This window comes from Chitinibacter sp. S2-10 (assembly GCF_046530675.1).
Lineage (GTDB): Bacteria > Pseudomonadota > Gammaproteobacteria > Burkholderiales > Chitinibacteraceae > Chitinibacter.
The window spans coordinates 1,689,439-1,704,976 of sequence record NZ_CP172558.1 but is presented as its reverse complement, the minus strand read 5'-3'; the positions used below and the strand labels follow the sequence as shown (position 1 = coordinate 1,704,976).

The 15,538-nt window shown below is 53.4% G+C and carries 14 protein-coding genes; 3 read left to right on the top strand and 11 right to left on the bottom strand.

From position 1 onward, the window contains the following. Window positions 1-8: 8 nt before the first annotated feature. The 5 genes from ACG2XO_RS08080 to thiS form a co-directional block, all read right to left on the bottom strand. A complete protein-coding gene (locus tag ACG2XO_RS08080) occupies window positions 9-578 on the bottom strand; it encodes an LPP20 family lipoprotein (protein ID WP_410497481.1) in 570 nt (189 codons plus the stop codon). Between the two features lie 295 nt (window positions 579-873). Next, window positions 874-1,614, bottom strand: coding sequence for a tRNA (guanosine(46)-N7)-methyltransferase TrmB (trmB, locus tag ACG2XO_RS08075; RefSeq protein WP_410497480.1), 741 nt, complete (start codon window positions 1,612-1,614; stop codon window positions 874-876). Window positions 1,615-1,732: 118 nt separating this feature from the next. Continuing rightward, on the bottom strand, window positions 1,733-2,179 hold the full coding sequence (locus ACG2XO_RS08070) for a GNAT family N-acetyltransferase (protein WP_410497479.1): 447 nt from the start codon (window positions 2,177-2,179) through the stop codon (window positions 1,733-1,735). 110 nt (window positions 2,180-2,289) lie between these two features. Next, window positions 2,290-3,081 (bottom strand): thiazole synthase, encoded by a 792-nt coding sequence (locus ACG2XO_RS08065; RefSeq protein ID WP_410500241.1) that lies wholly within the window; start codon window positions 3,079-3,081, stop codon window positions 2,290-2,292. A 90-nt stretch (window positions 3,082-3,171) separates the two neighbouring features. Next, window positions 3,172-3,375: a sulfur carrier protein ThiS gene (thiS, locus tag ACG2XO_RS08060; protein WP_410497478.1), complete on the bottom strand. Its 204-nt coding sequence runs from the start codon at window positions 3,373-3,375 to the stop codon at window positions 3,172-3,174. A gap of 120 nt (window positions 3,376-3,495) precedes the next feature. Between thiS and ACG2XO_RS08055 the strand changes: the two genes are divergently transcribed. Then, window positions 3,496-5,760, top strand: a complete 2,265-nt coding sequence (locus ACG2XO_RS08055; RefSeq protein ID WP_410497477.1) for a mechanosensitive ion channel domain-containing protein — start codon at window positions 3,496-3,498, stop codon at window positions 5,758-5,760. A 39-nt stretch (window positions 5,761-5,799) separates the two neighbouring features. Here the strand turns inward: ACG2XO_RS08055 and ACG2XO_RS08050 are convergent, their stop codons facing one another. The 4 genes from ACG2XO_RS08050 to ACG2XO_RS08035 form a co-directional block, all read right to left on the bottom strand. Then, window positions 5,800-7,992 (bottom strand): RelA/SpoT family protein, encoded by a 2,193-nt coding sequence (locus ACG2XO_RS08050; RefSeq protein ID WP_410497476.1) that lies wholly within the window; start codon window positions 7,990-7,992, stop codon window positions 5,800-5,802. 2 nt (window positions 7,993-7,994) lie between these two features. Beyond that, on the bottom strand, window positions 7,995-8,204 hold the full coding sequence (gene rpoZ, locus ACG2XO_RS08045) for a DNA-directed RNA polymerase subunit omega (protein ID WP_157670290.1): 210 nt from the start codon (window positions 8,202-8,204) through the stop codon (window positions 7,995-7,997). Between the two features lie 221 nt (window positions 8,205-8,425). After that, on the bottom strand, window positions 8,426-9,040 hold the full coding sequence (gmk, locus tag ACG2XO_RS08040) for a guanylate kinase (RefSeq protein WP_410497475.1): 615 nt from the start codon (window positions 9,038-9,040) through the stop codon (window positions 8,426-8,428). A gap of 84 nt (window positions 9,041-9,124) precedes the next feature. Next, window positions 9,125-9,994 (bottom strand): YicC/YloC family endoribonuclease, encoded by an 870-nt coding sequence (locus tag ACG2XO_RS08035; RefSeq protein WP_410497474.1) that lies wholly within the window; start codon window positions 9,992-9,994, stop codon window positions 9,125-9,127. Window positions 9,995-10,075: 81 nt separating this feature from the next. On the opposite strand from ACG2XO_RS08035, the gene ACG2XO_RS08030 reads away from it, so the two are divergent. Both ACG2XO_RS08030 and ACG2XO_RS08025 read left to right on the top strand, forming a co-directional pair. After that, complete coding sequence (locus tag ACG2XO_RS08030; RefSeq protein WP_410497473.1) at window positions 10,076-11,044, top strand: serine/threonine protein kinase; 969 nt, start codon at window positions 10,076-10,078, stop codon at window positions 11,042-11,044. After that, window positions 11,041-11,946: a PP2C family protein-serine/threonine phosphatase gene (locus ACG2XO_RS08025; protein WP_410497472.1), complete on the top strand. Its 906-nt coding sequence runs from the start codon at window positions 11,041-11,043 to the stop codon at window positions 11,944-11,946. Before ACG2XO_RS08030 ends, ACG2XO_RS08025 begins: the two co-directional genes overlap by 4 nt. Window positions 11,947-12,072: 126 nt before the next feature. Here ACG2XO_RS08025 and ACG2XO_RS08020 read toward each other — a convergent pair whose 3' ends face one another. Both ACG2XO_RS08020 and mltG read right to left on the bottom strand, forming a co-directional pair. Then, window positions 12,073-14,292: a PhoX family protein gene (locus ACG2XO_RS08020; protein ID WP_410497471.1), complete on the bottom strand. Its 2,220-nt coding sequence runs from the start codon at window positions 14,290-14,292 to the stop codon at window positions 12,073-12,075. A gap of 123 nt (window positions 14,293-14,415) precedes the next feature. Beyond that, window positions 14,416-15,453, bottom strand: a complete 1,038-nt coding sequence (mltG, locus tag ACG2XO_RS08015) for an endolytic transglycosylase MltG (protein WP_410497470.1) — start codon at window positions 15,451-15,453, stop codon at window positions 14,416-14,418. Between the last annotated feature and the right edge of the window lie 85 nt (window positions 15,454-15,538).

The following is a 15,538-nucleotide window of genomic DNA, read 5'->3' as shown; positions in this document are numbered from 1 at the left end:
ATTTAGAATCACAGTGAGAGATAGAAATTCTGATTAGGCTCGACAGTCATCGATACCGGTTGCGGAACCACCTTCTGAACCACCGGTTCGGCCGGATCAGCCGAAGCAGAACCAGAAGGCGAGCTGTTCATCTGTGCAGCAGTGCGATAAAACTCACCGCCCAGCGTAATTTCCAGTGTGGTCTCAAAAGCGCCGTCTGGCAATGGCGTCACAGTCACGACGCGTGCGCCGCGCAAATAGGCTTCGACATAAGCGCGGAAACCATCATTATTGAGCGCCATCGCCGATACGGTACTGTTGCCGGTAATTTTGATCCCCGATACCACTTCGGCCAACGAACGATAAGCATCCAGTTTGGACGAGCGCATAGACAGCAAACGACGTTGCGTTGGAGACAACCCTTCCATCGTCGGCATCGCGCCATAGCCCACAGCAGTAATTTTACCCGGCAAGACCACAGGCGGCTGAGCAACGCTGTCAACGCTGGCACTGTCAGAATGCGAAGAGCTGGCACAAGCGCCCAGCAGCAGCGCAGCCAGCAGCACAAACAGGGATTGAAGCTTGAAAGAACGAGGCATGATGCTCTCCTGACGATTAATTAAGTAAACTGCACAAAAGTTTTGGCCTAAGGCCACCCCGTCACGCAAGGCACAAAGCCGAAGATCAGTACAAATCGTACGGCAAGGCGAAGTAACGAAGGGTGAGAACTTTTGCTTAAGCACTTAGCTTTCTTAGGTTCTCAATATATCGGCAGTAATCCTGCTTTCTAAAGGGAGCCGTAACAATCCGCTGATTGAATTGCAATATAGCGGACAGCTACCACTGACATTCAACAGTGGCAGGCCCATTTTCCAGTAAGCTTACTGTTTTATATCAGATTTTTTTGAACACCAGATCCCAGACGCCATGTCCAAGCTTGATGCCCCGGTTTTCGAATTTGGTCAGCGGGCGATAATCAGGGCGCTCGGCGTAACCCGTTTCGCTCGTTGCCGTGTTTTGCAAAGCAGGCTCGGCGCTAAGGACTTCAAGCATTTGAATTGCGTAATCTTCCCAATCGGTCGCCAGATGCAGATAGCCGCCGGTTTTAATCCGTGACACCAGCTGTTTGACGAACTCCGGCTTGATCAGGCGACGTTTGTTATGGCGTTTTTTATGCCAAGGATCGGGAAAGAAAATATGCGCGCCGTCAAGTGAATCGCGCGTGAGCATGTGCTCAAGCACCTCAACCGCGTCGTGCTGAACAATCCGCAGATTCGTCAACGATTGCTCACCAATCAATTTGAGCAAACTGCCAACGCCCGGCGTATGCACTTCAACGCCTAAAAAGTCGGTTTCAGGACGCGCCGCAGCGATTTGCGCAGTCGCTTGCCCCATACCGAAACCGATTTCGAGTACCCGTGGTGCCTGACGGCCAAAGGCGGCATTCAGGTCAAGCGCGCTCGGCACGTAGTCAATACAGAATTGCGGGCCGAATTCTTCCAGCGCACGCGCCTGACCACTCGACAAATGCCCCTGGCGCAATACAAAGCTGCGAATACCACGGCGCAGCGGGTTTTCTGCGGCTTGCTCATCGCCTGCTGGCGCGGTGATATTTTGTTCGTTTTCAGTGCTCATGATCTATCCTTGCGATGCAAAAACGCCGCGCTCCCTGACCCAGATGATCAAGCCGCAACGGCGTTTTGTTCAATACCGGCATTTTAATCTGCGCATGGGTTTTCACCAAGCACGGCAATCAAATCGTCAGACTGTAATAGCGATACACCGTATCGAGCTGATAGCCGAGTGAGTCATACAAGGCTTGCGCTCGGGTATTGGTATGCGCGGTCGATAGCTCCAGCCAGGCTGCGCCTGTGTCTCGCGCGTGCTGCGTGGCCTTGTTCATCAAAGCACGCGCCACACCCTGAGCGCGCGCTTCATCGCAGACATACAAATCCGATAATAGCCAGATGCGTTCAGCAGCAATCGAGCTGAAAACCGGATACAGCTGAATAAAACCAAGCGCCGAGCCTGCGCCATTTTGTGCGAGCAAAATCACCGACTCGCGCAAGCTCAAACGCTCGCCTATAAAAGCGCGCGCCACGACCAGATCATGCGGCTGTTCGTAAAATACGCGATACGCGGCAAACAGCGGTGCAATCAAATCCAGATCATCGAGCGTGGCGTAGCGAACCGTCGTCATTTTATCTCATCCAAACCAAAGGGTATTGGCCTGCAGAATACGGCTTACGTATCCTGCAGAGCAATACCCTATTGGCACTCTTGCAAAAACACTGTGTTTTTGACGGCGATTTATTTAACGGTTGAAATCAATCCCGTCACCGGGCTTGATGGATCAGCGCTGTACAGTTTGCGTGGCACACGACCAGCGAGGAAGGCATCGCGTCCGGCTTGCACCGCCAGCTTCATGGCCCGCGCCATGCGGATCGGATCACGTGCACCGGCAATCGCGGTGTTCATCAAAATCCCATCGCAACCGAGCTCCATCGCAATCGCCGCGTCCGACGCCGTACCGACGCCCGCATCGACCAGCACCGGCACTTTCGCCGATTCGATAATCAGCCGCAAATTCCACGGATTCAGAATCCCCATCCCCGAGCCGATCAAGGATGCCAGCGGCATGATCGCGCAGCAGCCGATTTGCTCAAGCTCTTTGGCGATAATCGGATCGTCCGAGGTGTAGACCATCACGTCAAAGCCCTCTTTAACCAGCGTTTCAGCGGCTTTCAGTGTTTCGCGCACATTCGGAAACAGCGTGTTCGGATCGCCCAGCACTTCGAGTTTGACCAGACGGTGATCGTCGAGCAATTCGCGAGCGAGGCGCAAAGTACGCACCGCGTCGTCGGCAGTGTAACAGCCGGCAGTATTGGGCAGATAAGTAAACTGGCTCGGAGGCAAGTAGTCGAGCAGGCTCGGTTGCGAGGCATCCTGACCGATATTGACGCGGCGAATCGCGACCGTCACGATCTCGGCGCCCGATTCATCGACCGCCAGCCGGGTTTGCTCAAAATCCTGATATTTGCCCGTGCCCACAATCAGGCGTGATTGATAGCTTTTACCTGCAATCTGGAAAGTGTCATTCATCTCATTCATATACATACCCCTGCCAGGAAAATAAAATCTTAGGTATATCACTGCAGATCAATATTGAAGAGACCTGCAAGCAGATACCTCTCAGCCACCACCCACAGCAACAACCATTTCAAGCACGTCGCCATTTTGCAGCGTGGTCGCTGAATGCAAACTTTTAGGCACGATCTCGCCATTGCGCTCGATGGCGATGCGTTTGCCACTCAATTCAAGCTCGGCGATCAACTGGGCAATGGTCAGCGGTGCGGAAAATTCACGTTGCGCACCATTAATCGAAAGCTGGATCATGGGGTTTAACCTATGTTGAAGTGTCTTAATTCAAGGCCAGCAGTGTACCATGCAGCTGAAATGCCACCTTGATCAGACGCAGTACAATCCATTAATTTCGACCGTCACCGGAAATACCCCATGCTGTTACGTTGGTTCATCCTGCTTTTGTTATCCGCGCCAGCACTGGCGATTTCCTTACCCGGAATCAAGAATCCAGCGCCCGCGTCAGCACCCGCCAGCAACGAAACCGCAACCGATGCATTGGCGGCCAAAACTAGCCAGGTTCAACAACGACTGGAGCAGGTACAGCAAGCGCTGCAGCAACTGAAAAATAACGATCCGCAAGCTTATGAGCAGCAATTTCTGCTCGAAGTCCAGCTCACTGCATATCGCCAGCATCTGGCGGCTTTATCCGGTTTGCGCACCCAGCAAAGTCTGGCGCAAACGCAAGCGCCAGTCGGCCAGATCGCCAGCGGTGTGCTGGCACTCAATGCGAGACGCAAATTAATCCAGATCAGTCAGCTGGACGTTGAAAACCTGATGGCCACACTCAAAAGCCAGGAAGCCAAACTCGACGAATTACGCAGCGAGATTCAGCAAAGTCAGGCTCAGCTCCGGCTCAAGAGCGAAGCACTCGAACGCGCCAAACCGGCCCAGCAGCGCGAAGCGCTGGCCGAATATACGCTGGCCAAACTCAAGGTAGACACCAATACCGCCGTGCTGGGCGCGCGCGAAGAGCGCAATCATTACACGCGGATTCAACTGCAAAACAGCCGCGAGCGATTGCAGGCACTCAATGAGTCAATCAAGGACGCGCCTGCTCATCCGCCGGTCAGCAATGCCGAAATGGCTGAAATCCGCCAGCAGCTCGACGCGCGACAGCAGTCATTGAACACCCAAATCGCGCAATTGCTCGAAGACAAACAACAATGGCAAAAACAGCAAACCCAGCTTGAAGCCGAGCGCGATGCAGCGTTCGCCCGGGTCGGCTCCAGCCGTGCAAGCGAAGCCGAAAATACGACCAAACCAGCCGAGCTTGACTCCTTGCTGCAAAAAGAACGGATCAATCTGCTCCGGCTCGACAACAATGCCATTCACATCGGCATCTTGCTCGACATGCTCAATAATCAGTCACTGGAAGAGGCTTTCTGGCAGATTTATTACAATATCGACCAAGACGGCAGCGCCAATGAACTGAGCCAGTTCCAGCAACACAGCAAAAAATGGGACGAGTCGCTCAGCCAATCCGAAGCGCAAGCGAAACAGGCGGCACTGGTCGCGCGCATGAGTGCATCACTGATTACGCCGGACTCTGTCGCCAAGCAGACCGAGCATGAGCTGTGGCTGGAACGAGCCCGGATTTACACCGAAGCCGAAAATGAATGGTCGAGATTGCGACTGATCATTAACCGTCGCAGCGTCGAGTTTGCAACGCACAGCCCCGAAAAATCAATCGAAATGCGCGCCGATTACTGGCAGGACAAAGTCGCCGATTTCATCGTGCAAGTTTGGCAATACGAATTATTCAGCGTAGCCGACACGATACAAATTGACGGCAAGGACGTTTCGCTCGAACGCGGCGTCAACGTCAGCAAAGTGATTTACGCGATTTTGCTGATCACCATCGGTTTTTTTGTCACGCTAAAACTGGCTGGCGCGCTGGAGCGGCGGCTGGTCAGAACAATGCATTGGTCTCCTGTGACCGTGCGGATCGCCAAGCGCTGGCTGCTGTCGGTCGCTTTCATTATTTTGTTGATGAATTCGCTGCTGCTGGTGCGAATCCCGCTGACCGTTTTTGCCTTTCTGGGCGGCGCAATCGCCATTGGTCTGGGCTTTGGCATGCAGACGCTGCTGAAAAATCTGATCAGTGGCTTGATGATGCTGCTCGAGCGTCCGTTCAAACCCGGCGACACTGTCGAAGTCGGCAATTTGCGCGGCACTGTCGTCGACATGAGCGTCCGTGCGGCGGTCATTCGCGACATTAACGGCATTGAAACGCTAGTTCCCAACAGCACCTTTCTCGAGCAGAACGTCACCAACTGGACTTACAGCAGCAGCCTGATCCGCCAGAGCGTCAAAGTCGGCGTCGCTTACGGCAGCGATGTCAGGCAGGTCGCCGAGCTACTGGCAGCCGAGGTCAAACGGCACGGGCAGATTTGCCCCGAGCCGGAGGCCGAAATTTTGCTCGAAGATTTTGGCGCCGATGCGCTGATGTTTGGTGTGTATTACTGGATCGACGTGAACGCCGGAACGATAGGCCGCCAGGTGGCCAGCGATCTGCGCTTTATGATCGAAGCAACCTTGCGCAAGCACGAAATTGAGATTGCTTTCCCGCAGCGCGATCTGCATATTAGCCAGCCGGTGCAGATCAAAGTCGAAAGAAATACATCAAGGGGTATTTGATTGAAGATCAATATTAAACTAACCTTCAAAAACATACCCCTAGAGTGACCTCACACGTTGCAGCCGCTGCACGCTAGGCAGTGCACGCAATTGCTTGAGCACTTTAGCCAGATGAATCCGGTTATGCACTTGCAGCGTAAATTGCACGCTCAGGTAACGCTCCTGCGCCGCCAGCGCGTCGCCCATCGTCACCGCAGCAATATTGGCTTCGGCGTCGGCTACCGCGGCGGCCAGCGCAGCCAAAGTACCGCGTTCATTGTCCGCCAGCACCTTGATCGGCACGTCAAACAGCCGCGCGACGTCCGGGTCCCAATCGACATCGATCAGCTTGTCGGCGTCAATCCGTCCTCTGGCCACTTGCGGGCAATCATGCGTGTGCACGACCAGCCCCTGATCTTTTTTAACAAAGCCCAAAATCGGATCGCCAGGAATCGGGTTGCAGCAACGCGCAAACTGGATCGCCATCCCTTCGGTGCCGCGAATCGACACCGACATCGGTTTTTTACCCTGACGGCCGTCTTCAGACCAGGTTCCAGCCAGCTGCAATAAGCGTTTGGCGACGACGACACCGAGCTTTTGCCCCAAGCCAACGTCGGCCAGCACCGCTTCGCGCGATTTTTCGCCATTTTCGCGCAGGTATTTTTCCCAGATTTCATCATTGATATGCAGCGGCTGATGCAAGGCCGAGAAAGCCTGATTGAGCAAGCGCTCGCCCAGATGCACTGATTCGTCAAAACGCATCGTTTTGAGAAAATGCCGGATTTGCGAGCGCGCTTTGCCGGTCGTTACAAACGACAACCAGCTCGGATTCGGTTTGGCGTGCGCGGCCATGACGATTTCGATGTGGTCGCCATTTTTCAGCTTGGTGCGCAGTGGAACCAGCTCGTGATTGACCTTGGCGGCAATACAACCGTGACCGACGTCGGTATGCACGGCGTAGGCAAAATCGACGCACGTTGCGCCATTGGGCAGGCTGAGAATCTTGCCCTTAGGCGTAAAGACATAAACCTGATCGGGAAACAGATCGACTTTCAGATGCTCAAGAAACTCGACCGCATCGCCCGACTCGACTTGCAACTCAAGCAAAGATTGCAGCCATTGATGCGTTTTTTGCTGCACATCCGAATAACCTTCGTCACCGCTCTTGTACATCCAGTGGCTCGCGACACCGGCATCGGCAATGCGATGCATATCAGCGGTGCGGATTTGCACTTCGATCGGCGTGCCATAAGGGCCGAACAGCGTCGTGTGCAGGCTTTGATAACCATTGCTTTTGGCAATGGCGATGTAATCTTTGAATTTGCCCGGAATCGGCTTGAACAGCGAATGCAAGGCACCGAGCGTCAGATAGCAATGCGCATGGTCTTTGACGATGACGCGAAAAGCATAAATATCGAGCACTTCGGAAAAACTCAGCTGCTTTTCGACCATTTTGCGGTAAATCGAAAACAGATTTTTCTCGCGGCCCGACACCTGCGCTTCGATCTGGTGTGATTCGAGTTTGGCATTGATCGAATCGAGAATTTTCTGTACCACTTCGCGGCGATTACCACGCGCGGCTTTCAAGGCCTTGGATAAAACCTTGTAACGATTGGGATGCAGATATTTGAACGCCAGATCATCCAGCTCCTGATACACGGCGTTCAGCCCGATGCGGTTGGCAATCGGCGCGTAAATTTCCATTGTTTCGCGCGCAATGCGTTTTTGCTTGTCGGCGCGCATCGCGTCCATCGTTCGCATATTGTGCAAACGGTCGGCGAGCTTGATCAGCATCACGCGCAAATCGCGCGCCATCGCCAACAGCATTTTGCGGAAATTTTCGGCCTGCGCTTCTTCCTTGCTCTGAAATTCGAGCTTGTCGATTTTGCTCATGCCATCGACGAGCTCGGCGACTGGCTTGCCGTATTTCTCGGTCAATTCAAGCTTGGTGACGCCGCTGTCTTCCATCACATCGTGCAGCAGCGCACCGGCCAGTGCCTGCGCATCGAGCTTCCATTGCGTCAAAATCGTCGCAACAGCGAGTGGATGAGAAATATACGGTTCACCCGAACGGCGCATCTGGCCACGATGCGCGTTTTCGGCGAATAAAAAAGCCGCCCTCAACATCTGGCGGTCTTCAGGCTTAAGATAAGCCGTGTGCTCGGTGAGGAAGCTGTTCGCTTCCCTGATCACTTCGGGCGCGTCCTGCAGCGCAGGAACATCCTCAATCGTGAGCACCGAGTCTGTACTCATGCTTAACCGCGGTTGCGCGTCAGAATTTCTACGCCAACCAGACCCGCGGCCATTTCACGCAAAGCCAAAACAGTCGGTTTGTCACGGCCATTGTTATCAACTTGCGGTGATGAGCCATTTTCCAGCTGGCGTGCGCGATAAGCGGCAGCCAAAGTCAAATCAAAACGATTCGGGATACGATCCAGACAATCTTCAACCGTGATACGGGCCATAATTTTTCTCTCCGAAATACAAGTGCGGCGCGTCCAGATAGGGACGAAACCGTCGATTATACAGTGATTTGACTAAATCAGCAGGCCGTTGAAAAACGTCGCGAGGGGCTCGAAGGCAAGGCAAAAAATGGCGAAAAACCGGAGTTTACGAGTGTAAATGAGGATTTTGAGCCATTTTTTAACGCAGATTTCGAGTTCCGCAGTAGTTTTGCAATGGTCGGCTAGCCTTTCAGGCTTGAAATCAAAGCGGTATGGCGTGCAGACTGGCGCGCCAGCGTCAACCGTTGCGAGCGAACCACAGCAACAATATCGCGCACGGCATCGTCGATATGCTCGTTAACGATCACATAATCGAACTCGTCAACATGGCTGCATTCTTCCTGTGCCACCGCCATCCGTTTGGCAATCACTTCATCGCTGTCCTTGCCGCGATTACGCAAGCGGCTTTCCAGTACGCTCAATGAAGGTGGCAAAACAAACAGGCCTATTGCATCCGGAAATAGACGCCTTACCTGCTGCGCGCCTTGCCAGTCGATTTCAAGCAAAATATCGCGGCCGTTATTGATTACGTCGTTAATCCAGACTTGCGAGGTGCCGTAGTAATTGCCATATACTTCGGCATGTTCGAGCAGTTCACCTGCATTGATCATCCGCTCGAATTCGGCGCGGTCGACAAAATGATAATCCTTGCCATCCACTTCGCCTGTTCGTGGCGCACGCGTGGTATACGAAACCGACAGCTGCACCTTGGCATCAGCCGCCAGCAAGGCAGCAACCAGCGTCGTTTTACCTGCGCCCGAAGGCGCAGTGACGACAAATAAATTTCCCTTGGCCATGCTAGCCTCCGTTCTCATTAATTGGCTCAAGTATATGTGAACTGCTGCAGTTCAGAAAACAAGTTCACCACTGCCCGGCAGCGATCACTCGATATTCTGAATCTGCTCGCGCATCTGTTCGATCAATACTTTGAGCGCCATCGACACCTTGGTCGTGTCGACCGACACCGATTTAGAACCAAAGGTATTGGCTTCGCGGTTCAGTTCCTGCATCAGAAAATCAAGTCGTTTACCCGCGTTACCACCTGTTTTGACGATGCGGCGCAATTCGGCGATATGGGTAGCCAGCCGATCAACCTCTTCCTGAACGTCGATTTTCTGCGCAAACAGCACCAGCTCCTGACGAATCCGGTCGTCGTCAGCCGTGCCGATTGCATCAACAAAGCGCTGTGTAAGCCTGGCTTCATACTCTTGGATAATTTGCGGCAAGCGCGGTTTGATTTCAGCGAGAATCTGCTCCATCTCATCGGCTCTGGCGAGCAAGATTGCACCGAGTTTTTCGCCTTCACGCGCGCGCGAAGCCAGAAAATCATCCAGTGCTACATCCAGAATTTCCAGTGCGGTGCTTTGCAATAGTTCGGTAGGCAGCGCGTCTGACTCGATCACGCCGGGCCAGCGCAAAATTTCGCCCATACGCAAGTCACCGGCTTCTTGCTGATGCTCTTTGACCTGATCAGCCAGGCGCAATAATTCGGCAACCAGAGCGTTGTTTAGGCGCAACTGTACATTGGCTCCCTCACGCTGATTGAAATTGATCCGGCATTCAAGCTTGCCACGATTAAGACGCCCGCTCAGTTTTTCACGAATGGCGCCTTCGAGTGCACGAAACTCCTCGGGCAGCCGCAAACTCAGGTCAAGAAAGCGGTGATTGACGGCACGCAACTCGACTGCCAAAACTCCTTGCGCCAATTCGCGCTGGCTACTGGCGTAGCCGGTCATGCTATAAATCATCATTAATCCCTGTAAGAAGCCGCTTTACAATTGATAAGTCGCGACACACAATTAAAGCCAGCCCGATTATAACGAAAGCCACGCATGGCCACCCCTAGCAATCAACCGCTTTCACGCGGTTTCCAATTACAAAACTATACGATTGCCAAGCTGCTCTCTGCTGGCGGCTTCAGTATTGTTTATTTGGCGCACGATGAAAACGATTATCCGGTCGCCATCAAGGAATACCTGCCCAACTCGCTCGCCTTGCGCAAGGAAGGCGTCGCAGTCAACGCCACCAGCGAAGAAAACATTGCGCTGTTCCGTCATGGACTGAAGTGTTTTTTTGAAGAAGGCAAAACGCTCGCGCGCATCCAGCATCCCAATATTGTCCGCGTACTCAATTTTTTCCGCGCCAATGACACCGTTTATATGGTGATGGAATACGAACGTGGCCGTACCTTGCAAAAGGAAATTCAGCTTAATCACGAACGCGAAGGTGTGGATGAAAAGCTGATTCGCAGCGTTTTTTACAATCTGCTCAATGGTTTGCGCGAAGTTCATCTGAATAAACTGCTGCATCTGGACATCAAACCGGCCAATATTTATATCCGCAAGGACGGCTCGCCGGTCTTGCTTGATTTTGGCTCGGCACGTCAGGCTTTGACGACCGAACATTCGAAACTGACACCGATGTATACGCCCGGCTTTGCCGCGCCAGAACAGTATGACCGCAAGGAACAACTCGGCCCTTGGACCGATATCTACGCCATTGGCGCATCGATGTTTGCCTGTATCTCCGGCACAGCGCCACAAGCCTCTGACATGCGGGCCAAAGAAGACAAAGTCCAGCGCCTTGAAATGCTATACGCCGATCGCTACTCGCCTGAATTGCTCAATCTGATTCATCAGTGCATCGCGCTTGATCCGGCTCATCGTCCGCAAAGCGTATTGCAAATTCAAAAAGCCCTGCTTGAACCGGGCTCTGCGCCGAGCAAAAGATCAAACCTGCTCCACGCAGCCAAACGCAAATGGCAGGAACTGCTACGCCCGAAATCGAAAGGTAATGAATGAAATTTACCGTTTTTCAGGACAGCCGCCAGGGCGGCCGTGAGTACAATCAGGATCGGGTGGGTTATTCATATAGCCGGGATGCCTTATTGCTCGTCGTCGCCGACGGCATGGGCGGCCATTTGCACGGCGAAGTCGCCGCGCAAATCACCGTCGAAATGCTCAGCGATCAGTTTCAGAAAAAAGCCACGCCCATTATCAGCAGTCCGGTGCAATTTCTGGGCGATGCGCTGCTCAATTGCCACGATGCCATTTACAACTATGCGATCAACCATCGTCTGCTCGATATTCCGCGCACGACGGTCGTTGCATGCATTATTCAGGATGAAGTCGCCTACTGGGCGCATGTCGGCGATTCACGACTGTATTTGCTGCGTGATGGCAAAACCATCGCGCAAACACGCGATCATTCCAAAGTACAGAAACTGGTCGACAGCGGCGTCATTACTGCCGAACAGGCGCTGCACCATACCGAAAAGAACAAGATTTACAATTGCCTGGGCGGCACACTGATGCCCGATATTGACATCGGCGGGCGAGTTGCCTTGCAAGATGGCGACTGCGTGATGCTCTGTACCGATGGCGTCTGGGGCTCGCTGGCCGACGAAGAAATCAGTCATTTCCTCAGCTCTTTCCCTGTCATGTTCGCGATCCCGCAACTAATGGACAAGGCCGAGCTGCGCGGCGGCAAATTCGGCGACAATCTGACCGCGCTGGCGATCAACTGGCACGCAAGCGATGCACTCGACGATCCGAACTTTGTTTCAACCGTCAAACTTGACGCCAACACCGTCAGTACGCACATTGACGCGATGGGCGACAATGCAACGCCCAATATCAGCGAAGACGATATTGAAAAAGCCATCGCGGAAATTCAGGCAGCGATCAACAAATATTCAAAATAGGGGTATTGTCTCACAGCACAATACCAGCAATGGCTACAGCCATATACCCAAACACCCCAGGCAAGGCTGGGGTGTTTTTTTATAGGCCGCTTGCCACAAATCGAGCAGACAATTCCAGCTCTTCATTTACGAACCAATACGGCCGCCATCTTCCCGCGTAATCACAATCGTTGCCGAGCGTGGACGCTGGCCTGCGCCATAACCGGCATTGCTGGGCCACTGGCTGGTGTATTTGGCCGGGTCGGCAATATCGGCCATCTTGGTGCCTTCACCCGGATGCTGGATATTGATAAAGATCGCCTTGCCATCCGGCGTCTCGCAGAAACCGGTGATTTCGCAATCTTTCGGCCCGACCAGAAAACGCTTGAGCTGGTTCGCAGCAGGCGTTGCGCCGACTTGTGTCAGCACATCGAGCTTGCTGCCATCGGCCTTGGTGTAAGCCAGCGTTTTGGCCGCACCATCGCCGATTTTGCCCGGGATCGCCGCCAGCATCATGCAATTGCTCACATCGGTATAGGCGCTGTCATCGGTCTGGATCCAGCAAATGCCGGTACTTGGGCTAAAGACCAGACCATCGGGTGACGACATATCCTGCTCATCGGTCAGATTCGACAGATTGATCATCGTCTTATCCGCGTCAGCTTCGGCGCCAAACAGGTAAATATCCCAAACAAATTGCCCCACGCTCTCGCCTTCTTTCATCCGCAGGATATGACCATTCGGATTGCCTTTGCCCTTATTGCCATCGTTATCAGCATAAGCACGCGGATTAGCGCTATCGGGTGCCAATTTCGCGCCTGAAAGCGCATCAATCGTGCGATTACTATTATTGGTCAGCGTCTGGTAATACTCGCCGGTCAGCGGATTTACGCCGCCCCATTCCGGCCTGTCCATTTTTGTTGCGCCCACCGCGTCGCCCGCTAAACGCGCATTGACGCAAATATCGGCCAGATCGCTAAAAGCATACGCCGAGTAAGTCGTGATTGCCGGATTGCGCATCGACAGCTCCAGCCATTCGCCCGAACCATCGACATTAAATTTCGCAGCATACAAAGTGCCCGAATCAAGGTATTTATCACCCACCCGAATCCGGTCGCTCGGCTTGGCATCACTGGCGGACCATTTTTCTTTGGAAACAAATTTATAAATGTATTCATTGCGCGAATCATCGCCCAGATACACAGTGAGCGGCTGGCCCGCGACCGGAATAGCAAATGCGGCGCTTTCATGTGCAAACCGCCCCAGCGCAGTGCGTTTTTTCAATACTTTGCGCTTGTCATATGGATCCATCTCGATGATATAGCCCTGACCATTCATCTCATTGCGATAATCGTCCGAGCCATCTGCCGAGGCGCCCAGCTTGCTGATATTCCAGCGCGCATACCGATCATCCGAGCCTGCGCTTTCCCAGCCATGCCGCGACGCAGCACCGGCATTTCGGCCATAACGCTTGAGCGCCACGACACTTTTATCGCCACGCGCAGCGTCATCACTGGCAGTGCGATAAAAATACCCGGCCCAGTTTTCTTCACCCGACAAATAAGTACCCCACGGCGTTTTGCCGCTGCCGCAATTATTGATCGTGCCACGCGTTTTTACCCCATTGCGCGAGTATTTGGTTTTTAAGTAGGCGCTGCCGCGTGCGGGGCCCGATATTTCAACTTCGCTCAACGGCGTGACGCGTCGGTTAAACGCCGAGCCGGGAACCGTCGCCCAAGACTGATTAATTGCGCGGATTTCAACGACCGACAAACCGTGAATGGCGACTTCCTTATCCACTTCAGCCGCAGGACGCGGCAATGTTACCGTGCCGCCATTGGCGTGAATAAAGAACGACGACAACTTTTCATCGGTAGTCGCTTCATGATTCATCGCCAACAGCGCACGGTTCACTGAAGCCGGCGAAGGTCGGCCTGCTGCATCAAGACCAAAATACTCCATGCCGTCATGATGATCGCCGGCACGATTTTCAAAATCGCTATCGCTGCCGTCGTTTTTGTAGGCCGGCGTAGACGCCGTCAGCGGGTCGCCCAAGGCATAAATGATCTGATAGCGATATCCGTCAGGAATCACGATCTGATCGAGCAAACTTTTACCCACCGCAGTAAAGCCAAGCTGCGCCAGCACCGGATTTAACGCCTTGTTCGGTATGGCCTTGACTGTAGAACCTGCGTGGCTCAGCGATGAAGAAGTCGTCAAACCCAAACCCACACTGCCCAGCACGGCTACGCCTGATAAACCCATGCCCAGAAAGGCGCGGCGATTGATCAAACGTTGCTCAAGAATGGTCTCAAAGCTCGGGTTGTCGGAGGTGTTGCTGTTTTCATCATTAAAGTGCTTGGACATGCGTTATTACCGCTCTGCGGGTTAAAACGCACAACTTTAACGATGAAATATGACGGAAAAACGCCAAAATCATGACGGTTTTATGAGCAATCAAACCGCCAGATCAGCGCTGGGTGCCAAGCATTAACGCTGCAGGTATTTTTTCACCGCAGCATTATGTTCTGCCAGAGTATTTGAAAATTGGCTATATCCATCGCCGCGCGCAACGAAATACAGGGCAGAGGTATCTGCTGGCTGCGTTGCAGCACGCAATGCAGCTTCGCCGACCATGGCAATCGGCGTTGGCGTCAAGCCATGCCGCGTGTAGGTGTTATACGGCGTATCGGTTTTTAAATGATTCTTGGTGATATCGCCGTCAAACGCTGCGCCAACACCATAAATCACCGCCGGATCGGTTTGCAGCCGCATTCCCTTGTTCAGCCGGTTGATAAACACCCCGGCGACCATCGGTCTATCACTCGCCTGCCCGGTTTCCTTTTCGACCAGCGACGCCAGAATCAGTGCTTCATAGGCGTTTTTCAGCGGCAAATCGCTCTTGCGCACCGCCCAAGCTTCGTCGAGTTTTTGCTGCAAACGGCGATTCGCCCGCGCAAGCAGTTGCAAATCCGAGCCACCGGCTTCGATCTGATACGTGTCGGGGAAAAACAGTCCTTCGGGCGAAGCCGCATTAATGCCCAGCTGCGCGAGCAATGCTTCATCGCTCAGCTGAGCGCTATCGTGCTTGAGAAAAGGATCGCTATTAAGTGCCTTGCGCAAATCGCGCCAGCTCCAGCCTTCAACAATCGTCACCTGCAATTCATCGGCGTCACCCTTGACCAATTTACGCAGCAAGAACCACGGCGAAATATCCGCACTGATGCGATAGCGCCCGGCTTTGACTTGCGTGTCTTTGCCGCTCAATCGCGCCAGCCAGACAAACAGCGTCGGTGAATCAATCGCGCCCTGATCATGCAGCTGCATAGCCAGTGATTGCATATTGCCCGGCTTGAGCACCACCGCGCCAGCCACTGGCTTGGGCTGGCTTTCGGTCGCCCAGCTATAAAACCAGCCGCCAGCGGCGATCAGCGCGAGAAAAGTAATCAGCAGCATAAATCCCAACACACGCCCCAAGGTCGAGGGTGCGGGCGTCGGTTTACGCTTTGCGGGAGATTTAGTTGCCACGATTGAAGTCCGAAAATGTATTTATCTTAAAAATTCAAAATCTTTCACCACAGAGGCACGGAGAAAATCTTGGGAGCCTTGCTGT